Origin of the sequence: Streptomyces sp. NPDC020422 (assembly GCF_044386705.1) — a bacterium.
In the GTDB taxonomy this organism is placed as follows: Bacteria; Actinomycetota; Actinomycetes; order Streptomycetales; family Streptomycetaceae; genus Streptomyces.
This window is the reverse complement of the sequence record NZ_JBIRVJ010000006.1, coordinates 525,910-548,372: the sequence shown is the minus strand read 5'-3', so window position 1 is coordinate 548,372 and position 22,463 is coordinate 525,910. Positions and strand designations below refer to the sequence as shown.

Annotated in this window: 23 protein-coding genes and 1 riboswitch; of the genes, 13 read left to right on the top strand and 10 right to left on the bottom strand. The window is 73.0% G+C overall.

Features of this window, described 5'->3' with window-relative positions; genetic code table 11:
- Window positions 1-4: 4 nt before the first annotated feature.
- From ACH414_RS19510 to ACH414_RS19495, 4 genes are all read left to right on the top strand, one after another.
- Window positions 5-757 (top strand): MerR family transcriptional regulator, encoded by a 753-nt coding sequence (locus tag ACH414_RS19510; protein ID WP_382533374.1) that lies wholly within the window; start codon window positions 5-7, stop codon window positions 755-757.
- A 53-nt stretch (window positions 758-810) separates the two neighbouring features.
- Window positions 811-1,284 carry a bifunctional nuclease family protein gene (locus ACH414_RS19505; protein WP_046912036.1) on the top strand — a complete coding sequence of 158 codons (474 nt, stop codon included), beginning with the start codon at window positions 811-813 and terminating at the stop codon, window positions 1,282-1,284.
- Window positions 1,285-1,467: 183 nt separating this feature from the next.
- Window positions 1,468-2,079, top strand: coding sequence for a MerR family transcriptional regulator (locus tag ACH414_RS19500; protein ID WP_382533376.1), 612 nt, complete (start codon window positions 1,468-1,470; stop codon window positions 2,077-2,079).
- 116 nt (window positions 2,080-2,195) lie between these two features.
- Window positions 2,196-3,596: a DNA polymerase IV gene (locus ACH414_RS19495; protein ID WP_386568357.1), complete on the top strand. Its 1,401-nt coding sequence runs from the start codon at window positions 2,196-2,198 to the stop codon at window positions 3,594-3,596.
- A gap of 136 nt (window positions 3,597-3,732) precedes the next feature.
- Here the strand turns inward: ACH414_RS19495 and ACH414_RS19490 are convergent, their stop codons facing one another.
- Window positions 3,733-4,107: a PRC-barrel domain-containing protein gene (locus ACH414_RS19490; RefSeq protein ID WP_382533380.1), complete on the bottom strand. Its 375-nt coding sequence runs from the start codon at window positions 4,105-4,107 to the stop codon at window positions 3,733-3,735.
- 113 nt (window positions 4,108-4,220) lie between these two features.
- A riboswitch (glycine riboswitch) is annotated at window positions 4,221-4,319 on the top strand.
- A 180-nt stretch (window positions 4,320-4,499) separates the two neighbouring features.
- Between ACH414_RS19490 and gcvP the strand changes: the two genes are divergently transcribed.
- Window positions 4,500-7,385: an aminomethyl-transferring glycine dehydrogenase gene (gene gcvP, locus ACH414_RS19485; protein WP_382533382.1), complete on the top strand. Its 2,886-nt coding sequence runs from the start codon at window positions 4,500-4,502 to the stop codon at window positions 7,383-7,385.
- Window positions 7,386-7,482: 97 nt separating this feature from the next.
- Here the strand turns inward: gcvP and ACH414_RS19480 are convergent, their stop codons facing one another.
- Together ACH414_RS19480 and ACH414_RS19475 are read right to left on the bottom strand one after the other, a co-directional pair.
- Complete coding sequence (locus ACH414_RS19480) at window positions 7,483-7,689, bottom strand: DUF5999 family protein (protein WP_382533384.1); 207 nt, start codon at window positions 7,687-7,689, stop codon at window positions 7,483-7,485.
- A 304-nt stretch (window positions 7,690-7,993) separates the two neighbouring features.
- The gene (locus tag ACH414_RS19475; RefSeq protein ID WP_382533386.1) at window positions 7,994-8,602 is read right to left on the bottom strand and encodes a hypothetical protein; all 609 of its coding nucleotides are present in this window, start codon (window positions 8,600-8,602) and stop codon (window positions 7,994-7,996) included.
- Window positions 8,603-9,088: 486 nt separating this feature from the next.
- Here ACH414_RS19475 and ACH414_RS19470 point away from each other — a divergent pair, with 486 nt between their 5' ends.
- Both ACH414_RS19470 and ACH414_RS19465 read left to right on the top strand, forming a co-directional pair.
- Complete coding sequence (locus ACH414_RS19470) at window positions 9,089-10,597, top strand: glutamate--cysteine ligase (protein WP_386568362.1); 1,509 nt, start codon at window positions 9,089-9,091, stop codon at window positions 10,595-10,597.
- A gap of 63 nt (window positions 10,598-10,660) precedes the next feature.
- Window positions 10,661-11,452, top strand: a complete 792-nt coding sequence (locus tag ACH414_RS19465) for a CPBP family intramembrane glutamic endopeptidase (protein WP_382533390.1) — start codon at window positions 10,661-10,663, stop codon at window positions 11,450-11,452.
- A gap of 78 nt (window positions 11,453-11,530) precedes the next feature.
- On the opposite strand, the gene ACH414_RS19460 is transcribed toward ACH414_RS19465, so the two are convergent.
- Window positions 11,531-12,340 carry a PhzF family phenazine biosynthesis protein gene (locus ACH414_RS19460; RefSeq protein WP_398942615.1) on the bottom strand — a complete coding sequence of 270 codons (810 nt, stop codon included), beginning with the start codon at window positions 12,338-12,340 and terminating at the stop codon, window positions 11,531-11,533.
- A 197-nt stretch (window positions 12,341-12,537) separates the two neighbouring features.
- On the opposite strand from ACH414_RS19460, the gene ACH414_RS19455 reads away from it, so the two are divergent.
- Window positions 12,538-13,164, top strand: coding sequence for a PadR family transcriptional regulator (locus ACH414_RS19455; protein WP_398942613.1), 627 nt, complete (start codon window positions 12,538-12,540; stop codon window positions 13,162-13,164).
- A gap of 78 nt (window positions 13,165-13,242) precedes the next feature.
- Here the strand turns inward: ACH414_RS19455 and ACH414_RS19450 are convergent, their stop codons facing one another.
- Window positions 13,243-13,674 (bottom strand): SRPBCC family protein, encoded by a 432-nt coding sequence (locus tag ACH414_RS19450; protein WP_386568366.1) that lies wholly within the window; start codon window positions 13,672-13,674, stop codon window positions 13,243-13,245.
- A 71-nt stretch (window positions 13,675-13,745) separates the two neighbouring features.
- Window positions 13,746-13,958: a hypothetical protein gene (locus ACH414_RS19445; protein ID WP_382533398.1), complete on the bottom strand. Its 213-nt coding sequence runs from the start codon at window positions 13,956-13,958 to the stop codon at window positions 13,746-13,748.
- Between the two features lie 196 nt (window positions 13,959-14,154).
- Between ACH414_RS19445 and ACH414_RS19440 the strand changes: the two genes are divergently transcribed.
- From ACH414_RS19440 to ACH414_RS19430, 3 genes are all read left to right on the top strand, one after another.
- Window positions 14,155-14,952: a Clp protease N-terminal domain-containing protein gene (locus tag ACH414_RS19440; RefSeq protein WP_398942611.1), complete on the top strand. Its 798-nt coding sequence runs from the start codon at window positions 14,155-14,157 to the stop codon at window positions 14,950-14,952.
- Between the two features lie 41 nt (window positions 14,953-14,993).
- The gene (locus ACH414_RS19435; protein WP_391770327.1) at window positions 14,994-15,995 is read left to right on the top strand and encodes a DMT family transporter; all 1,002 of its coding nucleotides are present in this window, start codon (window positions 14,994-14,996) and stop codon (window positions 15,993-15,995) included.
- A gap of 179 nt (window positions 15,996-16,174) precedes the next feature.
- Window positions 16,175-17,155 carry a DMT family transporter gene (locus ACH414_RS19430; RefSeq protein ID WP_382533403.1) on the top strand — a complete coding sequence of 327 codons (981 nt, stop codon included), beginning with the start codon at window positions 16,175-16,177 and terminating at the stop codon, window positions 17,153-17,155.
- Window positions 17,156-17,168: 13 nt separating this feature from the next.
- On the opposite strand, the gene ACH414_RS19425 is transcribed toward ACH414_RS19430, so the two are convergent.
- Complete coding sequence (locus ACH414_RS19425) at window positions 17,169-17,813, bottom strand: FMN-binding negative transcriptional regulator (protein WP_382533404.1); 645 nt, start codon at window positions 17,811-17,813, stop codon at window positions 17,169-17,171.
- 10 nt (window positions 17,814-17,823) lie between these two features.
- Window positions 17,824-18,492: a pyridoxamine 5'-phosphate oxidase family protein gene (locus ACH414_RS19420; RefSeq protein WP_382533406.1), complete on the bottom strand. Its 669-nt coding sequence runs from the start codon at window positions 18,490-18,492 to the stop codon at window positions 17,824-17,826.
- 35 nt (window positions 18,493-18,527) lie between these two features.
- Here ACH414_RS19420 and ACH414_RS19415 point away from each other — a divergent pair, with 35 nt between their 5' ends.
- The gene (locus ACH414_RS19415) at window positions 18,528-19,859 is read left to right on the top strand and encodes an aminotransferase class I/II-fold pyridoxal phosphate-dependent enzyme (RefSeq protein ID WP_398942608.1); all 1,332 of its coding nucleotides are present in this window, start codon (window positions 18,528-18,530) and stop codon (window positions 19,857-19,859) included.
- A 12-nt stretch (window positions 19,860-19,871) separates the two neighbouring features.
- Here the strand turns inward: ACH414_RS19415 and ACH414_RS19410 are convergent, their stop codons facing one another.
- Window positions 19,872-20,936: a DMT family transporter gene (locus ACH414_RS19410; protein WP_382533410.1), complete on the bottom strand. Its 1,065-nt coding sequence runs from the start codon at window positions 20,934-20,936 to the stop codon at window positions 19,872-19,874.
- Between the two features lie 74 nt (window positions 20,937-21,010).
- Between ACH414_RS19410 and ACH414_RS19405 the strand changes: the two genes are divergently transcribed.
- Window positions 21,011-21,916 (top strand): LysR family transcriptional regulator, encoded by a 906-nt coding sequence (locus ACH414_RS19405; protein WP_382533412.1) that lies wholly within the window; start codon window positions 21,011-21,013, stop codon window positions 21,914-21,916.
- A 52-nt stretch (window positions 21,917-21,968) separates the two neighbouring features.
- Here ACH414_RS19405 and ACH414_RS19400 read toward each other — a convergent pair whose 3' ends face one another.
- Complete coding sequence (locus ACH414_RS19400; protein ID WP_382533414.1) at window positions 21,969-22,427, bottom strand: pyridoxamine 5'-phosphate oxidase family protein; 459 nt, start codon at window positions 22,425-22,427, stop codon at window positions 21,969-21,971.
- Window positions 22,428-22,463 lie beyond the last annotated feature (36 nt).

Sequence of the window (22,463 nt, the reverse complement as noted above, 5' to 3'; positions counted from 1 at the left end):
GTCCATGCTGCGAACACCGACGGGCGGTGCCGGACACGGCACCGCCACCGCGGGCGAACGGCTGGTCAGCATCGGCACGGTGCTGAGCCAGCTGCGTGACGAGTTTCCCGAAGTGACGATTTCCAAGATCCGGTTCCTGGAGGCCGAGGGGCTCGTCGAGCCCCAGCGCACGGCCTCCGGGTACCGGAAGTTCAGCCCGCGGGATGTGGAGCGGCTCGCTCAGATCCTGCGGATGCAGCGGGACCACTACCTCCCGCTGAAGGTCATTCGCGAGCATCTGGACGCCCTGGAGCGCGGCGAGCAGGTCAAGCTGCCTTCGCCGAGCCCGCAGCGGGATCTGCTCGACGGGGCCCTGGACGGCCGGGAGGCGGAGGGCGACCGTCCCACCGCGGCCCGGATCGGGCGTGCGGAGCTGCTGGCCGCCGCCGAGGTCACCGAGGCCGAGCTGGCCGAGTGGGAGTCGTACGGACTGATCGCGCCGGTCGAGGGCGGCGGGTACGACGCGGAGACCGTCACGGTGGCGAAACTGGTGGCGGATCTGGGGAGATTCGGTCTGGAACCCCGGCACCTGAGGGCCGTCAAGGCCGCCGCGGAGCGTGAGGCCGGACTGGTCGAACAGATGGTCGCGCCGCTGCGCCGGCACCGTAATCCGCAGACCAGGGCGCATGCCGAGGCGACCGCGAAGGAGCTCGCCGGGCTCTCCGTACGCCTGCACGCGGCACTGGTCCAGACCGCCCTGGGACTGCGGCTGTCGTGATCAGGGGATGGCCCGACTACCCAAACCGGCCGGGCACGTCCTAGGGTTGCTGTGTGAACGAGCTCGACGTTGTGGGTGTCCGGGTGGAAATGCCCTCCAACCAGCCGATCGTTCTCCTGCGTGAAGTGGGAGGCGATCGGTACCTCCCCATCTGGATCGGACCGGGAGAGGCGACCGCGATCGCCTTCGCCCAGCAGGGCATGGCCCCTGCAAGGCCGCTGACGCACGACCTCTTCAAGGACGTCCTGGAAGCCGTGGGGCAGGAGCTCACCGAGGTCCGCATCACGGATCTGCGGGACGGGGTCTTCTACGCCGAGCTGGTCTTCGCCAGCGGCGTCGAGGTGAGTGCCAGGCCGTCCGACGCGATAGCGCTCGCGTTGCGCACCGGGACGCCGATCTACGGCAGTGACGGGGTGCTCGACGACGCGGGGATCGCGATTCCGGACGAGCAGGAGGACGAGGTGGAGAAGTTCCGCGAGTTCCTCGACCAGATCTCACCGGAGGACTTCGAGACCGGCAACCAGTGAGGCCCCCCGTGGCCGTGCCGAAGAGCGTCCTCGGCGCATTCGAGTAGCCTTTCCCCGGAGAGGGGCACGTGAAACCACTCTCAGGGTGATTATCACTCGGCGTGCCGAGTGTGGCGATCGTTGACGCACCCCGAGTGACTGCCTACCTTCGAGTGGGCAGGTCAAGGACGGAGGGTCGGCGTGATGAGCAGCGGCGACGGTACGGCAGGGGGCTTCCTGGGGCGTGCCCCCGGGGAGAAGGGCCCGTATCCGCTTCACGGCAGTGTGGGCGACTTCGGCGGGGACGTGAGCGCGGGCGCGGAGGCAGTCGGCTACCGCGGCCCCACGGCCTGCGCGGCGGCCGGCATCACCTACCGGCAGTTGGACTACTGGGCGCGCACCGGGCTCGTCGAGCCGAGCGTGCGGCCCGCGTACGGGTCGGGGACCCAGCGTCTCTACAGCTTCCGCGACGTCGTGGTCCTCAAGATCGTCAAGCGCTTTCTGGACACCGGGGTCGCGCTGCAGAACATCCGCGCGGCCGTGCAGCACCTGCGGGCCAGGGGCTTTCGCGACCTGGAGCGCATGACGCTCATGAGCGACGGCGCCACCGTGTACGAGTGCTCCTCGCCCGACGAGGTCGTGGACCTGCTCCAGGGCGGCCAGGGCGTCTTCGGCATCGCCGTAGGGGTGGTGTGGCGGGACGTCGAGGCGGCGCTGTCGCAGCTCCACGGCGAGCGGATCGACACCGGGGAGACGCTCATCGGACACAACCCGGCGGACGAGCTGGCGCGCCGGCGCCGGGACCGCGCGGTCTGACCGCCACCGGGGCGCCGTGAAGGGCGTCCCGGCCGGCCTGCCGAGGGCGGGCGGGTCCGGCGCGCGCGGGTGCGCGTTCGGGTCCGTTGTCAGTGGCGTAGGGCAGCATCGGAACCGTGAGAGCCGCGCCCACCATCCTGCATCTCGACATGGACGCCTTCTTCGCCGCGGCGGAGCAGGCGTCGAAGCCGAGCCTGCGCGGGAAGCCGGTGGTCGTGGGCGGGCTCGGGCCGCGCGGGGTGGTGGCGACCGCCTCGTACGAGGCCCGGCGCTTCGGGGTGCACTCGGCGATGCCCATGGCGCAGGCGCGGCGGCTCGCGCCCAACGCGGCGTATCTGGTGCCCCGCTTCGCCTTCTACCGCGCGATCAGCGGACAGGTCATGGAGCTGCTCGGGCGGCTCTCGCCGCTCGTGGAGCCGCTCAGCCTGGACGAGGCCTTCGTCGACCTGGAGGCCGGCGGTCTCGCCGACGACAGCGCGAGTGCGCGGGCCACGGGGGAGCGGCTGCGCCGGGACATCCTCGCGACGACCGGGCTGACCGGCTCGGTCGGGCTCGCCGGGTCGAAGATGCTCGCGAAGATCGCCTCCGAGGAGGCCAAGCCGGACGGGCTCGTGCTGATCGAGCCCGGCACGGAGCGCGAGCTCCTGGGGCCGCGGTCGGTGCGGATCATCCCGGGGGTCGGGCCGGCGACCGGGGAGCATCTGCGGCGGGCCGGGATCACCACGGTCGCCGAGGTGGTCGAGGCGGGCGAGGACGAGCTCGTACGGCTGCTCGGACGGGCGCACGGGGGCTCGCTGTACCTGATGGCCCTCGGGCACGACGACCGGCCCGTGGTGGCCGAGCGGGACGCCAAGTCCGTCTCCGTGGAGGACACCTTCGACGTGGACCTGCACGACCGGCTGCGGATCCGTCTCGAGGTCGAGCGGCTCGCCGAGCGGTGCGTGGCGCGGCTGCGCGGCTCGGGCCACTCGGGGCGGACCATCGTCCTGAAGGTGCGGCGCTACGACTTCTCGACCCTGACCCGCTCCGAGACGCTGCGCGGGCCGACGGACGACCCGGTGGTGGTGCGGGAGGCGGCGGCGCGGCTCCTCGACCTCGTGGACACCACGGGCGGGGTGCGGCTGCTCGGGGTCGGGGTGAGCGGGCTCGCCGACTACACGCAGGAGGACCTCTTCGCGCAGGCCGAGGCGGAGGCGCGGGCCGAGGCGGAGGCGCGGGCCGAGGCCGGCGCGCCGGCGGCCGAGGACACGGTGGCTCCCGAGGCGGCCGGGCCCGTGCCGCCGACGGCCGCCGAGGCCGCCGAGCGGCACTGGGCGCCCGGCCTGGACGTGCGCCACGCGGAGTACGGAGCGGGCTGGGTGCAGGGGAGCGGGGTCGGGCGGGTCACCGTGCGCTTCGAGGAGCCGGGGGCGCTGGTGCCGGGGCGGGTGCGGACGTTCTCCGTCGACGATCCGGAGCTGGAGCTCTCGGATCCGCTGCCCTTGGTGCCGGGTGGGGCGACGGGGGCGGCTGCCTGAGGCACGCCGAGGGGGTGACCCGGCCTTCGGCCGGGCCGTGTGGCCCGCCCGCACCACCCGTTCAGGTGCTTGCGCAGGGGTGCGGGCGTCACGTCGGGGTCTCGGCGCCGTGGACGGTCGGCCGGTGCGGGCCCCGCTAGGCCTCCTCCTGGCCCGCCAGGCGCCCGAAGTCGTGGTGCGGGGTGTCCGGGGGCGGCGGGGGCAGCGCGAGGCTGTAGTGGCGGTAGAGCTGGAGTTCCTGCTCGGGGGAGAGGTGGCGGCCCACGCCGAAGTCGGGGGCGTCCTTGATCAAAGCGCGCTCGTACGGGATGTGGAGGCCGTCACCGGCCAGCTCGCTCGGCTCCAGGGGGACGAACGCGTCCCGGCTGAACAGGCCGGTGCGCACCGCGGCCCATTCGGGGACGCCCGTCGCGTCGTCCAGGTACACCTCGTCCACGGTTCCGATCTTGTGTCCGTTCCGGTCGAACGCCTTGCGGCCGATCAGGCTGCGCGGATCGATATCGGTCTGCACGGTCCCTCCAACTGGTCGCAACTCCTCTACACCCCTACGAAAGTGCACAACTGGGATGTCGGCCACTTGAGCGATGGGAGGCTCAACCGCGCTGGTAGGGTGGCTGTGGCTGTCGACCCTGCGCGGGAGAGTCCTCCGGAGAAACCTTTCGGAGGCGCCGAAGGAGCAAATCCTCCCCGGAATCTCTCAGGCCCCCGTACCGCGCGGACGAGGTCACTCTGGAAAGCAGGGCGGGCGTCGACGGCACCCGCTCTCACCGACGGTGAAAGCCGGCCCTTCCGCGAGGCATGGCCGGTGAAGCTCTCAGGTTGAGATGACAGAGGGGGAGGCCGTCCGGGCACCCGCGCCGTGGTGCCCCTCGCAGGTCGTGACGACCAGGAGGCCCCCGCAGCATGACCGCCAACCGCATTCCGCTCTCCGAGCTCGAGCAGGGCATTCCCTTCGAGCAGCGGCACATCGGGCCCGACGCCGAGGCGCGGGCCAAGATGCTCGCCCAGGTCGGTTACGGCTCCCTCGACGAGCTGACGGCCGCGGCCGTGCCGGACGTCATCAAGAACGCCGAGGCGCTCGGCCTGCCGGCCGCCCGCACCGAGGCCGAGGTGCTGGCCGAGCTCCGGGCGCTGGCCGACCGCAACCAGGTGCTGGCCCCGATGATCGGTCTCGGCTACTACGGGACCTTCACCCCGCCGGTCATCCTCCGCAACGTCATGGAGAACCCGGCCTGGTACACCGCGTACACGCCGTACCAGCCCGAGATCTCCCAGGGCCGCCTCGAGGCCCTGCTCAACTTCCAGACGATGGTCGCCGACCTCACCGGTCTGCCCACCTCCGGCGCCTCGCTGCTCGACGAGGGCACCGCGGCCGCCGAGGCCATGGCCCTGTCCCGGCGCGTCGGCAAGGTCAAGGGCGGCGTGTTCCTCGTCGACGCCGACGCCCTGCCGCAGACCATCGCCGTCATCGAGACCCGCGCCGAGCCCACCGGCGTCGAGGTCGTCGTCGCCGACCTGTCCGCCGGCATCCCGGCCGAGGTCGCCGAGCGCGGCGTCTTCGGTGTGCTCCTGCAGTACCCGGGTGCCTCCGGTGCCATCCGCGACATCAAGCCGGTCATCGACCAGGCCCACGAGCTGGGCGCGATCGTCACCGTCGCCGCCGACCTGCTCGCGCTGACCCTGCTCACCTCGCCCGGTGCGCTCGGCGCCGACATCGCCGTCGGCACCACCCAGCGCTTCGGCGTCCCGATGGGCTTCGGCGGCCCGCACGCCGGCTACATGGCCGTCCAGGACAAGCACGCCCGCTCGCTGCCCGGCCGCCTCGTCGGCGTCTCCGTCGACGCCGACGGCAACAAGGCCTACCGCCTGGCCCTGCAGACCCGCGAGCAGCACATCCGCCGCGAGAAGGCCACCAGCAACATCTGCACCGCCCAGGTGCTGCTCGCCGTCATGGCCGGCATGTACGCCGTCTACCACGGCCCGGACGGCCTGAAGGGCATCGCGCAGCGGACCCACCGCTACGCCGCGATCCTCGCCGCCGGACTGCGCGCCGGGGGCGTCGAGCTCACCCAGGGCGCCTTCTTCGACACCCTCACCGCCCGTGTGCCCGGCCGCGCCGACGCGGTCGTCGCCGCCGCCCGCGAGGCCGGTGTCAACCTCTACCGCGTCGACGCCGACCACGTGTCGCTGTCCTGCGACGAGACCACCACCCGCGCGCAGCTCGACGCCGTCTGGGCCGCCTTCGGCGTGACCGCGGACATCGACGCGCTGGACGCCGTCACCGAGGACGCGCTGCCCGTCGACGCGCTGCGCTCGGACGCGTACCTGACCCACCCGGTCTTCCACGCGCACCGCTCCGAGACCGCGATGCTGCGCTACCTGCGCCGCCTCGCCGACCGCGACTACGCGCTCGACCGCGGCATGATCCCGCTCGGCTCCTGCACGATGAAGCTGAACGCGACGACCGAGATGGAGCCGGTGACCTGGCCCGAGTTCGGCCAGATCCACCCGTTCGCGCCGGTCGACCAGGCCGCCGGCTACCTCACGCTCATCAACGAGCTCGAGGAGCGCCTCGCCGAGGTCACCGGCTACGACAAGGTGTCCATCCAGCCCAACGCCGGCTCCCAGGGCGAGCTGGCCGGTCTGCTGGCCGTCCGCGCCTACCACCGCGCCAACGGCGACCTGCAGCGCACGGTCTGCCTCATCCCGTCCTCCGCGCACGGCACCAACGCCGCCTCCGCGGTCATGGCCGGCATGAAGGTCGTCGTGGTCAAGACCGCCGACGACGGCGAGGTCGACGTCGCGGACCTGCGCGCCAAGATCGAGCAGTACCGCGACGAGCTGTCCGTGCTGATGATCACCTACCCGTCCACGCACGGCGTGTTCGAGGAGCACGTCGCCGACATCTGTGCCGAGGTCCACGAGGCCGGCGGTCAGGTGTACGTCGACGGTGCCAACCTCAACGCGCTGGTGGGCCTGGCCAAGCCGGGCAAGTTCGGCGGCGACGTCTCGCACCTGAACCTGCACAAGACCTTCTGCATCCCGCACGGCGGCGGCGGCCCGGGCGTCGGCCCGGTCGGCGTCCGGGCGCACCTCGCCCCGTACCTGCCGAACCACCCGCTGCAGCCCACCGCGGGCCCGGAGACGGGCGTCGGCCCGATCTCGGCCGCCCCGTGGGGCTCCGCGGGCATCCTGCCGATCTCCTGGTCGTACGTGCGCCTGATGGGCGGCGAGGGCCTCAAGCGCGCCACCCAGGTGGCCGTCCTCGCGGCGAACTACATCGCCAAGCGCCTGGAGCCGCACTACCCGGTGCTCTACACCGGTCCGGCCGGTCTGGTCGCCCACGAGTGCATCGTGGACCTGCGCCCGCTGTCCAAGGCGACCGGCGTCAGCGTCGACGACATCGCCAAGCGTCTGATCGACTACGGCTTCCACGCGCCGACCATGTCCTTCCCGGTGGCCGGCACGCTGATGATCGAGCCCACCGAGTCCGAGGACCTGACCGAGCTCGACCGCTTCTGCGACACGATGATCGCGATCCGCGCCGAGATCGAGAAGGTCGGCTCCGGCGAATGGCCGGCCGAGGACAACCCGCTGCGCAACGCCCCGCACACCGCGGCGGCGCTGGGCGGCGAGTGGAACCACCCGTACACCCGTGACGAGGCCGTCTTCCCGGCGGGCGTCTCGGCCGCCGACAAGTACTGGCCGCCGGTCCGCCGCATCGACGGCGCGTTCGGCGACCGCAACCTGGTCTGCTCCTGCCCGCCGCTGGACGAGTACGACAACTGAGCACGACCTGAGCACCACCTGAGCACGGCGTAAGGGCCGGCCCGGAGCTTTCTCCGGGCCGGCCCTCGGCGTTCGTTCCGCGCTTCTCTCGGGTGGCTCAGGCCGCCGTCGTCACACTGGCCGCCGTCAGCGGCCGGTGCGGGGCGATGATCTGGCCGTCCGGCAGCAGCTCACCGGTGTCCTCGAAGATCAGGACCCCGTTGCACAGCAGGCTCCAGCCCTGCTCCGGGTGGTGCGCCACGAGTCGTGCCGCCTCCCGGTCGGCGGAGTCGGCGGTGGGACAGGCAGGCTGGTGCTGGCACATGGGTGGGTTCTTTCGCTGCGTCGTAGTGGATGTCCTGCGGCTCTTCGGATGCATCGCCGCCCCCGTAGGTCGGTTCGGTTCCGGTCCAGTCTTGCCCTAGGGACGCCGTTCCGCAGGTATTTCGCGGCAGCTCGTCCCCTCCTGGGAAGACGCATCACCCGCAGGGGCGGTTCAGGTCAACTGCACCGTCTCTTCGGGGGGTTCGGGGTGGTCCGAGCGGGCTAGTCCGAACGGGACAAGGATCGGACAGCAGTGCGCCCCGGGGCCGTGGGGCTCCCGGGGCGCGGGGTGCGCGTGGAGTGGATCAGGCGGGTGCCGCGGTCCCGAGGAGGGACGGCGGCACAGGCCCCAGGCGCAGGCTGAGCACGGGCAGGAGGTCCGCGACCCGGTAGGGGCGGTTGGCGGCGATCCCCGGTGGCGCGGGCGAGAGCGGCACGAGGAGGTCGGCCGCGCCGGGGACGACGCTGTCCCCGTCGGCCTCGGTGTCGGCGTGCAGCCACAGGGTGAGCATGTACAGCTCCGGTACGGACAGCAGCCGTGGCTGGTACGGGGTGAGCAGCGCCTCGGCCTGGATCAGGGCCCGTTCGGTGGCGGTGACGTAGGGGCCCTCGAAGAAGTGGGAGAAGGACCAGCCGTCGGGGGTGAGCATGGTGTCCGCGGCGGCGATCGCCCGGTCCCCGTTCCTGATCAGGAAGCGCCACCCGGCGAGCCGGGTGCGGGGCGGCTGTCCGGCGGCGCCGGCGCCGGCCGAGCCGACTCCCAGCACATGCACGGGCAGGGGCAGTTCGGGGCTCAGCGGTCCCTGTGCGGCACGCAGTGCAGGGGTGCGGGCCTCACGGACGGCTGTCGGCGAGCCGAGGGCCGTGAGGACACTGCGAAGGGCCGGCGCCGGGGCCGGGGAGGGTCGGAGCATGGTGGGTCGCCTCTCACTCAAGAGACACGGTGATGCGTGGGCAGGTACGACGGCGCTGTCAGCGACGGGGCCAGAGAAGGGGGCCATGAGGCCATGGCCGGGCGCCAACACTCTGCCTCGTCCGCGGAGTTTATACGACACGTGTTCACACAGTGTTTCCGCTAGACGGCGCCGGTATTCCTGACAAGGTGTCATTCGGTCGTATTTCCACGGCGATTCGATGGAATACGCGCGTCCGGCGGAACGCGTGCCTGCGATTTCCACCGGGAACGGGGTCGGCTGAATCTCGATCCCCCGCTGCGGGACAATATGACATTGGTATATGTCGATTGCCTCGTGCTCCCGGGTACTGCCGGTGGAGTGCCCGGCCCAGACTAACCGTCAACGCACACGTCCCGCAGGCGTTATGGATCAGTCGGCTGGGCATCATGGTCCGTGATGCTCGCGGCCGTCGTGGCGGCTGCCCACTCGGGGAGGGACGCTTCGATGGGGGAGAAGGTCGTGACGGACGGCTTCGACCTGTCCGACCGACAGCGCTACCGCAGGAAACTGCAGCAGTGCCTCGCGGGACTCGCGCGACTGCTCGCGGAGAAACGGTTCGACCGGCCCCGCAATCTCATGGGCATGGAGATCGAACTCAATCTCGCGGGCGAGGACGGCCTGCCCAGGATGCTCAACGCACCGGTGCTCGACCGTATCGCGAGCCCCGATTTCCAGACCGAACTCGGATTGTTCAACCTGGAAGTGAACATCGCCCCGCACCGGCTCGGCGGCCATGTATTCGACCGGCTGGCGGAGGAACTCGGCACCGGCCTCGGATATGCCGACCGCAGGGCCGCGGAACTCGGCGCCGGAGTCGTCATGATCGGCATACTGCCGACGCTCACCCAGGACGACGCCGTTTTCGACAACCTCTCCGCCGCAGACCGCTACACGCTCCTCAACAACCAGATCCTCGCCGCCCGCGGAGAGGACTTCACCCTCGACATCCACGGGGTGGAGCGCCTGGTCTGCTCCTCCTCCTCGATCGTGCCGGAGGCGGCCTGTACGTCGGTGCAGCTGCACCTGCAGGTCACCCCGCCCCGCTTCGCCGCCGTGTGGAACGCGGCGCAGGCCATCGCGGGGGTCCAGATAGCGGTGGGCGCCAACGCGCCCTTCCTCTTCGGCCGGGAGCTGTGGCGGGAGTCCCGGCCGCCGCTGTTCACCCAGGCCACCGACACCAGGCCGCCGGAGCTCCAGGCCCAGGGGGTCCGCCCGCGCACCTGGTTCGGGGAGCGCTGGGTGGACTCCGTGTACGACCTCTTCGAGGAGAACCTGCGCTACTTCCCGTCCCTGCTGCCGCTCCTCGACGAGGAGGACCCGCTGCGGGTCCTGGACGAGGGCGGGGTGCCCAAGCTGCACGAGCTGGTCCTGCACAACGGCACCGTCTACCGCTGGAACCGGCCCGTGTACGGCTGGGTCGACGGGGTCCCGCACCTCAGGGTGGAGAACCGGGTGCTGCCGGCCGGGCCGACCGTCACCGACGTGGTCGCCAACGCCGCCTTCTACTACGGACTGGTCCGCTCGCTCGCCGACGACTCGCGGCCCGTCTGGAAGCGGATGGCCTTCGAGGACGCCGAGCACAACTTCGACACCGCGTGCCGCCACGGCATCGACGCCGAGCTGCGCTGGCCCCGCTCGGGGCGCTCGGGCGGCCTGGCGAGCGTACCGGCCGTGCGTCTGGTCCTCGACGAGCTGTTGCCGCTGGCCGCCGCCGGCCTCGACGCCTGGCACGTCGAGCCGCGGGACCGCGACTTCTACCTGGGCGTGATCGAGGAGCGCTGCCGGCGGCGGGTCAACGGCGCCTCGTGGCAGGCGGACACCTTCCACCAGGCGCTGGACTCCGGTCACGGGCGTGCGGCGGCCCTCGCGGCGACCACCCGCCGCTACCGCGAGCTGATGCTGACCGGCGAGCCCGTGCACACCTGGCCGGTGGGGGTGCCGGCCTCCGCCTAGGTAGGGTTCCCGTACCCGGATCACTGTGGGGAATGGGAGACAGGTGTGGTGTCGGAGCAACGAGTGAGGGACGCTGCCCTGCCCCCGGACGGCCTGCCGCGCCGGATCCTGCGCGACGAGACGCTGATCGTCCTCGCGCTGTCGCTCGGCGCGAGCGGGGTCTCGGCCCTCATCAGCTTCATCGGCTCGCTCACCAAGCCGGGCGCGCTCAAGGACCAGGCCGCCACGCTCAACGGCTCGTACGCGCCCGGCCGCCCCTGGCTCGACCTCTCCTGGCAGCTGTTCGGCATCGCCACCGCGCTCGTCCCGGTCGTCCTCGTCGCGCACCTGCTGCTGCGCGAGGGCGCGGGGGTGCGCGGGCTGCGGGCGATCGGCTTCGACCGCACCCGGCCCTGGCCCGACCTGGGGCGCGGGGCGCTCGTCGCGGCCGGCATCGGCAGCGCGGGGCTCGCCTTCTACCTGGGGGCGAGGGCGGCCGGGTTCAACCTCACCGTGGTGCCCGAGTCCCTGCCGGACGTGTGGTGGAAGTACCCCGTCCTGGTGCTCTCGGCGATCCAGAACTCCGTCCTGGAGGAGGTCGTGGTCGTCGGCTACCTGCTGCGTCGGCTCGACCAGTTGGGCTGGTCGCCGCGGGCCTCGCTGGCGGCGAGCGCGGTGCTGCGCGGCTCGTACCACCTCTACCAGGGGATCGGCGGCTTCATCGGCAACATGGTCATGGGCGTGGTGTTCGTGTGGCTGTACCGGCGCTGGGGGCGGGTGGGGCCGCTGGTGGTCGCGCACGCCCTGCTCGACATCGTGGCCTTCGTCGGATACGGGCTGCTCGCCGGCAAGGTGGGGTGGCTGCCCACCCCGTAGCGCGGGTGGACGACACGAGGGGCGTACGGCATCGGCCGTACGCCCCTCGTCGTCTTGCGGTGCCCCGGCGCCGCAGCCTCAGCCGTGCAGCTCGCCCTCGATGACGGTGACCGCGTGGCCGGTGAGGAGGGTGCGGTCGCCGCGCAGCCGGGTGCGGACGAAGCCGGTGCGCGCGCCGCCCTGGAAGCCGGTCAGCTCGTCGCGACCGAAGCGGGCGGACCAGTAGGGCGCGAGGGCGGTGTGGGCGCTGCCCGTGACCGGGTCCTCGTCGATGCCGACGGCCGGGAAGAAGCCGCGCGAGACGAACTGGTAGGCGCCCTCGGGCCGGTCGGCGATGGCGGTGGCGATGATCCCGCGCCCGGACAGGGTGGCGAGCGCGGCGAAGTCCGGGGCGAGGCCGCGCACGGTCGCCTCGTCGCGGAGCTCCACGACCAGGTCGCCGATGTGGGCGGCGGTGTCGTGCACGGCGACGGGTTCGGCGCCCAGCGCCTTCGCCAGGCCCTCGGGGGCGTCCACCCGGGTCAGCGAGGAGGTCGGGAAGTCCAGCGTGATGGTGCCGTCGGCCTCGGCCGTGGCGCTGAGGATGCCGCAGCGGGCGGCGAAGCGGACCGTGCCGGTCGCCGTGCCGGTGCTGTGCAGGACGTGGGCGGTGGCCAGGGTGGCGTGGCCGCACATGTCGACCTCGGTGGTCGGGGTGAACCAGCGCAGGGCCCAGTCCGCCTCGCCGCCCGGGGGCAGCGGGTGGGCGAAGGCCGTCTCCGAGAGGTTGACCTCGGCGGCGACGTTCCTGAGCCAGGAGTCGTCCGGGAAGGAGTCGAGGAGCAGGACTCCGGCGGGGTTGCCCGAGAAGGGCCGGTCGGTGAAGGCGTCGACGATTCGAATCCGCATGTTCCGGACCGTACCGGAGCCGCGAAACGGCGGACCAAGGCCAATCCGGGAGCACTGGACCGATCCTCCGGCGAGGACCCGGCGCCGCCCGATTTCGCCGGGACCATCGCTCGGGTGTTGCTCAACGAACTGTTCCGATATATCGTTGAGGCATCGCGACAGTTCAACGATGGAATCCCGATGGAAGGAGCGTTGCGATGCGTATGTACGGACATGAGCACGGACACGGCTACGGAGCCGGGCGCGGAAACTGCGGACCCGGCCCTCGTGGTGACTTCGAAGGACGCCGGGCCGCCTTCGGGCCGTTCGGTCCCGGCTTCGGCGGCGGTGGCCCCTGGGGCGGCGGCGGCTTCGGCGGGCGCGGGCGTGGCGGAGGCCGCGGCCGGGCGCGGCGCGGCGATGTGCGCGCCTCGATCCTGGCCCTGCTGAAGGACCGCCCGATGCACGGCTACGAGATGATCCAGGAGATCGTCGAGCGCAGCGGCGGGGCCTGGAAGCCGAGCCCCGGCTCGGTCTACCCGACCCTCCAGATGCTGGAGGACGAGGGGCTGATCGCCAGTGAGAGCGAGGGCGGCAAGAAGCTGTTCACACTCACCGACGCCGGTCGCGCGGAGGCCGAGGCGGGGCCCGAGGCCCCGTGGGAGGAGGCCGGGCGCGGTGTCGACTGGGAGGCCGTGAACGAGATCCGGCAGGCCGGCTTCGGTCTGATGGAGGCGTTCGGCCAGGTCTGGAAGACCGGCACCCCCGATCAGCGGCAGAAGGCCGTCGAGGTGATCAACGAGGCCCGCAAGAAGCTGTACCTGATCCTGGCCGACGAGCGCTGAGCCGCAACGGCAGGAGCGTGGGGCCCCGCGGCGGAATGCCGCGGGGCCCCACGTCGTACGGAGTGCCGGCCCGCCCCGTCAGGCGACCAGGCCCGCGAGCTTGCGCAGCGACTCGGTCAGCGCCGCCGTCGCCGAGTCCTTGAGCTTGCCCGCCATCAGGGACACGGCCGCACCCGTGAACTCCCCGTCGATCCGTACGGTGGTGGCGGCCTCTCCGTCGGCGGTGAGGGAGTAGCGGGTGCCGACGTTGACGCCCATCGGGCCCTTGCCGCGGATCGCGAACACCCGGCCCGTCTCCAGCTCCTCCACCGTCCAGGTCACCTCGGCGGGGAAGCCCATCAGCTTCATGTTCTCGGCGAAGGTGGCGCCGGCCTCCAGGGTGGCCGGGCCGCCGTTCGGGAAACTGGTGTGGGTGGCGTTCCACTCCCCGTACGAGCCGAAGTCGGTGAGCTGCGCCCACACCTTCTCGGCCGGCGCCTCGATCCGTGCCTCCGCGCTGACTTCGGCCATGACGACCACCCCTTCACGCGTACCAGTCGGGCTTTCGGTGTCGCGGAACGTAGCCGGAGCGGCGCCAACATTCAATACTGATGAACCGTCAGTTCTGCGGTCTCGCCGCCGATCCACCAGATCTGGGCGGAGTCGAACCAGTCGGAGGCGCGCGGGCCGCCGCTCTCGTCGTGGCAGTGGAAGGCGGCCCAGAACAGGTCGGCCGGCAGCGCCGCCCGCGGTGCGTACACGCGGTAGACGTACTGCCGCCCGTCGAGCGCGAGAAGGGCCACCATCCAGAACATGTCTGAAGGACGTTGCGGGACGGGTCTGTGGTTGCGTGCGGGGCGTATGGCAAGGCGGCGCGCGCCCCTGACGGAGAACTCGTGCGATCTCCTCCGTAAGGAGGAGGAACCGCACGTCCGTGCACGACTCCGGTGGGATGCGCAGATGCTTCTCGCCGGGGATGTCCCGCCTTGCCCGGGCTGATGAGGTGGAAGGGTGCGTCCTCCCGTCCCTCCCGACCGCGTGCCCGAGCTGCTCGGGCCCGTCGCCGGCCCCGTGCCGCCCCGGCTGTCCGCGAACCGCCGCGCCGAGCTCGCGGACGGGCTGACCGTCGAGCTGGTCACCGCGGTGCAGGGCGCCCGGCGGCGCGCCCGGCGGGACGGCGACCGGCAGATCGACACCGCCCACCTGCTGCACTCCCTGATCGAGGCCGACCCGGAGGCCGGCGCTGCCTTCGAGAGCCCGGGGCAGCGGGCCAGGGTGCTCGGATACCTCGTCCAGCGCCCCATCGGATACGGGCTGCGCTGGCAGCGCTCCGTCGAGGACACCGGCTCGGACCTGCCCGTCCTTCGGGTCGAGGGCACCGATTCGGGCCTGCCCGTCCTGCGGGACGAGCGTGCGGTCCCGGAGCTGCCCGTCCTTCGGGGTGAGGACACCGGCTCGGACCTGCCCGTCCTTCGGGTCGAGGGCACCGATTCGGGCCTGCCCGTCCTGCGGGACGAGCGTGCGGTCCCGGACCTGCCCGTCCCGCTGGGCGACGCCGGGCTTCCCGGCCTGCCCGTCCCGCGGCGCGGCGCCGGGGCGGCCGTCGGCTGGTCGCCCGCCGCGGCCGGCGCTCTCGCCGGGGCCTTCGAGCGGGCCGCGCTCCGCGGTGACCGGCGGGTCCGTGGGCTCGACCTGCTCGCCGCGCTCGCCGCCGACCCCGGCAACCGGGCCGCCGAGGTGCTCCAGAGCGCGGGCGTCGACCCCCGCGATCTGGTCGATCGGCTCGGGGAGCCGTCTCAACAGGTGTAACGGGGGTTACGCACCTGACGGCGTCCTGTCATGATGGCCCGATGCACGCGTCTCAGGGGAAAAGCGCAGGCCTGGGACTCGCCCTGGTCTCCGCCTTCGCATTCGGTGGTTCCGGAGTGGCCGCCAAACCGCTCATCGAAGCGGGGCTCGACCCGCTCCACGTGGTCTGGCTGCGGGTGGCGGGCGCCGCCCTCGTCATGCTGCCGGTGGCCTGGCGCCACCGCGATCTGGTCCGCCGCAAACCCGCCCTGCTGGCGGGCTTCGGACTGCTGGCCGTCGCGGGTGTCCAGGGCTTCTACTTCGCCTCCATCTCCCGCATCCCGGTCGGCGTCGCCCTGCTCATCGAGTACCTGGCCCCGGCACTGGTCCTCGGCTGGGTCCGCTTCGTCCAGCGCAGGCCGGTCACCCGGCGGGCGGCCCTCGGCGTCGTCCTGGCCGTCGGCGGGCTCGCCTGTGTCGTCCAGGTCTGGTCCGGGCTCGGTTTCGACCTCCTCGGGCTGCTCCTCGCGGTCGCCGCCGCCTGCTGCCAGGTCGGCTACTTCGTCCTGTCCGACCAGGGCAGCGACGAGGCCGAACAGGCCGACCCGATCGGCGTCATCGCGTACGGACTGCTCGTCGGCGCCCTCGTCCTCACCGTCATCGCCCGCCCGTGGGAGATGGACGTGACGGTCCTCGGCGGCACCGCCGACCTGAACGGCACGGGCGTCCCCGCCTGGCTGCTGCTCGGCTGGATCGTCCTGATCGCCACCGTGCTCGCCTACGCCACCGGGGTCGTCTCGGTGCGCAGGCTCTCCCCGCAGGTGGCCGGAGTCGTGGCCTGTCTGGAGGCCGTGATCGCGACCGTCCTCGCCTGGGTGCTGCTCGGCGAGCACCTCGCGCCCCCGCAGATCATCGGCGGCGCCGTCGTCCTGGTCGGCGCCTTCATCGCCCAGTCCGCCACGCCCAAGGCGCCGGCCGGGGTGGTGGCGGGATCCGCCGAGGGAACGGCGCAGGCGAATGAGGCAGGCGAACGCCGGTTGTCGGTCGAGCGGTCCGCGAACTAGGGTGCCGATCATGCATTCGACCGTCCTTCCGCCCCCCGCCGCCTAGCGCGCGGGCGGCCCTTCTTCGCCGACGGAAGACCGGGCTCGGGCGGGCCGGCACAGGCCCCCGAGCGGGTCGTCGCTGCCCGCACGCGGACCCGACGCCCACCCTTTCCCCGTCTTCCTCGCGGAGAACACACGTGTCGAACACCCCTGCCTCCGGCCTGACCGAGACCTCCACCGGCCGGAGCCTCGCCTATCTGATCGTCGCCGGCATCGCCTGGGGCACGGCCGGGGCCGCCGCCTCGCTGGTCTTCAGCGCCAGCGACATGGGCCCCCTCGCCCTCTCCTTCTGGCGCTGCGTCGGCGGGCTCGTCCTGCTGCTCGGGGCCCTCGCGCTGCGGCGCGGGCCGCGGTCCACCACCGTCGAGCCGCGTGGCAGGCGACTCGTCCGCGTCCTCGGCACCGGCGTCGGTCTCGCCGTCTTCCAGAGCGCCTACTTCGCCGCCGTCGACCTCACCGGCCTCGCCGTCGGCACCGTCGTCACGCTCGGCGCCGGGCCCGTGCTGATCGCCGTCGGCGCCCGGCTGACGATGGGCGAGCGGATCGGCGCCGGGGGCGCCGCGGCCGTCGCCGGGGCGCTCGCCGGACTCGCCGTCCTCGTCCTGGGCGGCGGGCAGGCCGAGGTCCGGCCGCTCGGCGTCCTGCTCGCCGTCGTGTCCGCGGCCGGATACGCGGCGATCACCCTGCTGACCCGGTGGCTCGGCCGCGACGGCGGCGGCGCGGACGCGCTGTCCACCACCACCTGGGCCTTCGCGGTCGGCGCGGTGGGCCTGCTGCCGATGGCCGCGACCGAGGGACTGCTCCCGGGCACCGACGCCCCGGCGCGGATCCTGCTCCTGCTCGTCTACGTCGCCGCCGTGCCGACCGCGCTCGCCTACGCCCTCTACTTCGCCGGTGCGGCCGTCGTCCGCGCCGCCACCGTCTCCGTGATCATGCTCCTGGAGCCGGTGAGCGCGGCGCTCATCGCCGTCACCCTGCTCGGCGAACGGCTCACCGCCGCCACCGTCGTGGGCACGCTGCTGCTGCTCACCGCCGTCACGGGGCTCGCCTTCGCCGAGGCCCGCTCGGCGGCCGCGGCCCGGCGGCGGCCGGGGGAGCCGGTCGCGGTGCGCGGCTGACCGCCGCGCGGCCCTACGCCCCCGTGCGGCGCCGCAGCTGGTGGGCCCGGGCGGCGCTGTCGCCCGGGCCCGCGCGCTCCGCGAGCCGGGCCGCGACCCGGTCCTGGACGTCCTGGGGTTTGTTGCCCGCGTACTTGAACTTCGCCCGCACGTCGGTCACTTCCAGACGCAGCCCCCGGATGCCCGGCAGCATGCGCCCGAACGGGGCCTCGCCGGGGCACACCTCGGCGGTGCCGCCCTCCGGCTGGAAGTGGGCCACCTGGCGGTTGAGCAGCTCCGCCTTCTCGGCCGGGTCGTCGACGATGTGGGCGACGCAGCGGAGCTGGACGGCCGCGTAGTACGAGGTGGGCGTGCCGTGCTCCGAGGGGGCGCCCTCGGGGGCGGTCCAGTGACCGGGCACGAAGACGTAGTCGTCGACCACGCTCAGCAGGACGACGGGGTTGCGCTCCAGGTCGTGCCAGAGCGGGTTGGGGCGGGCGAGATGCGCGATGACCTGGCCGTAAGGACCGGGGTCCGGCTCGTGGCGGAAGTGCATCGGCTGCACCCAGGGCGGTTCGCCCGGGGAGCCGTTCACCGCGAGCTGGCCGAAGTCGTGGGCGGTCAGCCAGGCGTGCCACTCGGCGTCGTCGCGCGGGGAGTCCCAGGGGTGGATCAGCATGGCCGCCCCCTCACAGGGCCGCGAGGTAGCCGGGCAGGGCGATGGCCGGGTCGAGGCCGGCGGCCGGGACCGGGGTGCCGTACCGCCGCTGGACCGGGACGACGCCCGCCCAGTGCGGGAGCACGGCGTCCTCCGGGTCGTCGTTGGGGCCGCCGGTGCGGACCTTGGCGGACACCTCGTCGAGGTCGAGGCGCAGGACCGCGGTCGCGGCGAGCTCCTTGGCGTTGCCGGGGCGCGAGTCGGCGGAGCGGCCGGGGACGACGTGGTCGACCAGGGCGTCCAGGGCGGTGCGCAGCTCCTCGGCGTCGGTGACCTGGTGGGCCGTGCCGTGCACGACGACGGAGCGGTAGTTGAGCGAGTGGTGGAAGGCGGACTTGGCCAGCACCAGACCGTCCACGTGGGTCACGGTGAGGCAGACCGGCAGTCCGGGGGCCCCTTCGTCGCGGCCCGCCGCCCGCAGCGGGCGGGAGCCGGTCGAGCCGTGCACGTACAGGCGCTCGCCTATCCGCCCGTACAGGGTGGGCAGGACGACGGGCGCGCCGTCGCGGACGAAGCCGAGGTGGCAGACGTAGGTCTCGTCGAGGATCGAGTGCACCAGCGCACGGTCGTACGAGGCGCGCTGGGCCGAGCGCGTGGGGACGGTGCGTTCGGTCGGCTCGTAGGTCTCCGGCTCCGGCATTGCGTTCTCCATTGCACTAGTGCATAGTTGGCTTTGTGCTAGGAGAGTATAGGATCGAAGGCCGTCGCGCATCGGAGATCGCCGCCAGCGTCGAGCGGGGAGTGGGCGGCGGTTTTCTCGCGCCCGGACAACTACTGCCTCCCATGCGGGAGTTGGCTGCCTCGCTCGGGGTGAATCCCAATACCGTCGCGGCCGCCTACCGGACGCTGCGCGAGCGGGGCGTGATCGAGACCGACGGGCGGCGGGGGAGCCGCGTGCGGTCAGCGCCCGCGACGACGGCCCGCGGCTCGATCCGGGTGGACGCTCCCGAGGGCGTGCGGGACGTGAGCGAGGGCAGCCCCGACCCGGCGCTGCTGCCCGGCCTGGAGAAGGCCTTCGCCGCGGTGGCGTGCGCCTATGCCGAGCGGCCCCCGATGTACGGACAGGCGCCCGTCGACGAGGAGTTCGCGCGGCTCGCGCGGGCCGCGTTCGACGCGGAGGGGGTGCCGGCCGGACCGGTCGGCGTCGCCTCCGGCTCACTCGACGCGATCGAGCGGGTGCTCGCCGTCCACCTCAGGCCGGGCGACGCGGTGGCCGTGGAGGATCCCGGCTGGGGCAGTCTCCTCGATCTCGTACCGGCGCTCGGGCTGCGGCCCGTACCGGTCGCCGTGGACGACGACGGACCGCTGCCGGACGCCGTGGCCCGGGCGCTCCGGGGCGGGGCACGGGCGGTGATCGTCACCGACCGGGCGCAGAACCCGACGGGCGGCTGCGTGAGCGAGGAGCGGGCGGCCGCGTTGCGCGCGGTCCTCGCCGGGCATCCGGACGTGCTGCTGATCGAGGACGACCACGGGCACGGGATCGTCGCCGAGCCCCTGCACCCGCTCGCCGACGGCGCCGGGCGATGGGTCTTCGTGCGCTCGGTCGCCAAGGCCTACGGGCCGGACCTGCGGATCGCCGCCTTCACCGGCGACCCGGAGACCGTCGACCGGGTGCTCGGGCGGCAGCGGCTCGGCCCCGGCTGGGTGAGCCGGCTGCTCCAGCGCACGGTCGTGCACCTGTGGAGCACGGGCGCGGTGGACCCGGAGGCCGTCTCGGCGGCGTACGGGGAGCGGCGGGACGGCCTGGTGCGGGCCCTCGACCGGCGCGGGGTCGAGGCGCACGGGCGCGGCGGCATGAACGTCTGGGTCCCGGTCGCCGACGAGACCGGGGCGGTCGCCCGCATGCTCGCCGCGGGCTGGGCGGTGGCCCCCGGTGCCCGCTTCCGCATGGAGGCCGGCCCGGCGATCCGCGTCACCGTCTCCCGGCTCACCCCCGGCGACATCGAGCCGCTGGCCGACGCGATCGCGTACGCGGCGGGGCCGGCGCCGGCCAGGAGCTACGGGTGACCGGTCGGCCGGTCAGCCGATGAGCTTGCGGGTGACCTCCGGGGCGGCCTGCTGCCGGGGCTGAGCCGAGGGCGCTGCCAGGGGTCCGGAGGCCGGAGCCGAGGGTGCGGAGGCCGGTGCCGAGGGTGCGGGGGACGTGGCCACGGCCCGGGCCTCGGCCTTGCGGCGCGGGCCGCGGGTCTGGGTGAGGGCCGCGCCCGCGAGGACGACGACGGCGCCCACCGGCGTGTTCCAGGTGAGGTGCTCGCCGAGCAGGGCGACACCGGCGGCCGTGGCGATGACCGGGATGAAGTACGTGACCATGGACGCCGTCGTCGGGCCGACCTCCGCCACCACGCCGTACTGGAGCAGCATCGCGCAGCCCGTGCCCAGGGCGCCCAGGGCGATCACCGCGAGCAGCGGCAGCACCTCGACCCGGGTCGGCAGGCTGGTGAACAGCGGGGTGACCAACGCGAGTTGGAGGGTCGCGAGGCCGACCTGGGAGCCGGCCAGGGCGAGGTTCGAAGAGCCCGTGCCGGACAGGGTGCGGCGGACGTGGATCCAGCCGACCGCGTAGCTGAACGAGGCCAGCAGCGCCAGCGCCGTGCCCGTGACGTCCAGGCCCGAGAAGCCCTGCCAGGCGCCGAGCACCGTCAGCACGCCGATGAAGCCGATGCCCAGGCCCGCCGCCCGCACCCGGGTCGGCCGGTCCTCGGAGAGGGCCACGAGCGACAGGAGCATGCCCCACAGCGGGGTCGTGGCGTTGCAGATGCCGGCCAGGGTCGAGGGGATGGTCAGCTCGGCGTACGAGAACAGCGAGAACGGCAGGGCGTTCAGGAGGAACGCCGCCACCGTCAGATGGCCCCAGGTGCGGGCGCCGCGCGGCAGTCGGTCCCGCTTCACGACGAGGGCGACGGCGAGCACCGCCGTACCGAAGAGGAGCCGGCCGAAGGTCACCTGGAAGGGGGCGAAGCCCTCCGTGCCGACCTTGATGAAGAGGAAGCTGAAGCCCCAGATCAGCGCCAGCGCGCCGAAACGTACGCGCCAGTCGAACGCGGGGAGGCGACGGGAGGGGGACGGGAGGACGGGGCTGCTCATGCCGTTCAGACTGACCGAGCCCATCTCTTAGCACAAGCCAGAATTCCTGGACTCGTTGCCTTAGCATTGCTTACATGTTGAACCTGGAGCGCCTGCGCACCCTGGACGCCGTCGCCCGGCACGGCTCCGTCAGCGGTGCCGCCGAAGGGCTGCACGTCACCACGTCGGCCGTCTCCCAGCAGCTGTCGAAGCTGGAGCGGGAGGTCGGCCAGCAGCTCCTCGCCAAGAACGGGCGCGGAGTGCGCCTCACCGACGCCGGACTGCTGCTCGCCGAGCACGCCTCCCGCATCCTCTCCCAGGTCCAGCTCGCCCAGGCGGACATCGAGGCGCAGCGCGGCCAGGTGGTCGGCGAGGTGCGCATCGCCGCCTTCCCGACGGCGATGCGCGGACTCTTTCCCACCGCGATCCGCGCCCTGCGCGCCGCCCATCCCGATCTGCGCGTCCACACCGCCGAGCTGGAGCCCGACCTCGGGGTGCGCGAGGTGCTGCGCGGGGACAGCGACCTCGCCGTGGTCCTGGACTGGAACAACAAGCGGGCGCCCGTGCCCGCCGGTCTCGAGCGGGCGCGGCTGCTGGACGACGCCGCCGACGTCGCCCTGCCCGCCGACCATCCGCTGGCCGGCCGGGAGGCGGTGGAGCTGGAGGACTTCGCGGACGAGGAGTGGGTCTCCTGGCCCGCGGGGGAGTTCTGCCACGACTGGCTGATGTTCACCCTCCGCTCGAAGGGCTTCGAGCCGCGGATCGCACATGTCGCGGGCGACCACCACACCCAGCTCGCCCTGGTCGCCGCGGGCCTCGGCATCTGCATCGCCCCCCGGCTCGGCCGGCCCGCGGCGATGGACGGGGTCGCCTTCGTGCCCGTGCGCCAGTCGGTGCGGCGGCACATCTACGCGACCTGGCGCACCGATGCCGGGCGCCGGCCGTCCATCCGCGCGGTCGTCGAGGCGCTGCGGGCGGCGGGGGAGCCGATGGGGGGCTGAGGCGCAGGCGCCCGGGGGCCGCCGGGGGCCTTCAGGGGCCGGGTCGCCGCAGCTACAGCTTGCGGAAGTCCCAGGACGCGACGGCCTCCGGCGTGAGACGCATCCATGCGTGCCGGCCGTCGTGCGGCATCGCGTCCAGGCCGAAGTTCTTCGCCGCGAAGAGCCGCTCGGGCGCCTCCAGTTCGGGGCACGGCTCACCCGTGCGCGGGGCCTCGCCCACGAACTCCACGGTGCCCGAGAGCTCCACCCCGCGCAGCTCCCCGTACTCCTCGCCGTCGTCCACCACGACCGCGATCCGCGGCCGGGCGCGCAGCTCGGCCCAGCGGCGGCTGCGGGTCAGCGAGTAGAGCCAGAGCGAGCTGCCGTCCCAGGCGAACCAGAGGGCGCTGACGTGCGGCCGCCCGTCGGCGGACACGGTCGCCACGCGGCAGGTGCGCTGCTCGGCGAGGAAGGTGTCGAGCTCGGCCGGGGTCATCATGATCCGGCGTCCACGGCGCTGTGCGACGGTCATCGTCCGCACCCTTCTGGATTTCTGATGAGGTGTCAG

What these genes read in the sequence shown, in the direction of transcription:
- ACH414_RS19510 (WP_382533374.1), top strand. Translation starts at nt 5, where the DNA reads ATGCTGCGAACACCGACGGGCGGTGCCGGACACGGCACCGCCACCGCG.
- ACH414_RS19410 (WP_382533410.1), bottom strand. Translation starts at nt 20,936, where the DNA reads ATGAGCAGCCCCGTCCTCCCGTCCCCCTCCCGTCGCCTCCCCGCGTTC.
- gcvP (WP_382533382.1), top strand. Translation starts at nt 4,500, where the DNA reads ATGACCGCCAACCGCATTCCGCTCTCCGAGCTCGAGCAGGGCATTCCC.
- ACH414_RS19455 (WP_398942613.1), top strand. Translation starts at nt 12,538, where the DNA reads ATGCGTATGTACGGACATGAGCACGGACACGGCTACGGAGCCGGGCGC.
- ACH414_RS19460 (WP_398942615.1), bottom strand. Translation starts at nt 12,340, where the DNA reads ATGCGGATTCGAATCGTCGACGCCTTCACCGACCGGCCCTTCTCGGGC.
- ACH414_RS19470 (WP_386568362.1), top strand. Translation starts at nt 9,089, where the DNA reads ATGGGGGAGAAGGTCGTGACGGACGGCTTCGACCTGTCCGACCGACAG.
- ACH414_RS19405 (WP_382533412.1), top strand. Translation starts at nt 21,011, where the DNA reads ATGTTGAACCTGGAGCGCCTGCGCACCCTGGACGCCGTCGCCCGGCAC.
- ACH414_RS19475 (WP_382533386.1), bottom strand. Translation starts at nt 8,602, where the DNA reads ATGCTCCGACCCTCCCCGGCCCCGGCGCCGGCCCTTCGCAGTGTCCTC.
- ACH414_RS19425 (WP_382533404.1), bottom strand. Translation starts at nt 17,813, where the DNA reads ATGCTGATCCACCCCTGGGACTCCCCGCGCGACGACGCCGAGTGGCAC.
- ACH414_RS19400 (WP_382533414.1), bottom strand. Translation starts at nt 22,427, where the DNA reads ATGACCGTCGCACAGCGCCGTGGACGCCGGATCATGATGACCCCGGCC.
- ACH414_RS19435 (WP_391770327.1), top strand. Translation starts at nt 14,994, where the DNA reads ATGCACGCGTCTCAGGGGAAAAGCGCAGGCCTGGGACTCGCCCTGGTC.
- ACH414_RS19450 (WP_386568366.1), bottom strand. Translation starts at nt 13,674, where the DNA reads ATGGCCGAAGTCAGCGCGGAGGCACGGATCGAGGCGCCGGCCGAGAAG.
- ACH414_RS19480 (WP_382533384.1), bottom strand. Translation starts at nt 7,689, where the DNA reads ATGTGCCAGCACCAGCCTGCCTGTCCCACCGCCGACTCCGCCGACCGG.
- ACH414_RS19420 (WP_382533406.1), bottom strand. Translation starts at nt 18,492, where the DNA reads ATGCCGGAGCCGGAGACCTACGAGCCGACCGAACGCACCGTCCCCACG.
- ACH414_RS19445 (WP_382533398.1), bottom strand. Translation starts at nt 13,958, where the DNA reads ATGTTCTGGATGGTGGCCCTTCTCGCGCTCGACGGGCGGCAGTACGTC.
- ACH414_RS19500 (WP_382533376.1), top strand. Translation starts at nt 1,468, where the DNA reads ATGAGCAGCGGCGACGGTACGGCAGGGGGCTTCCTGGGGCGTGCCCCC.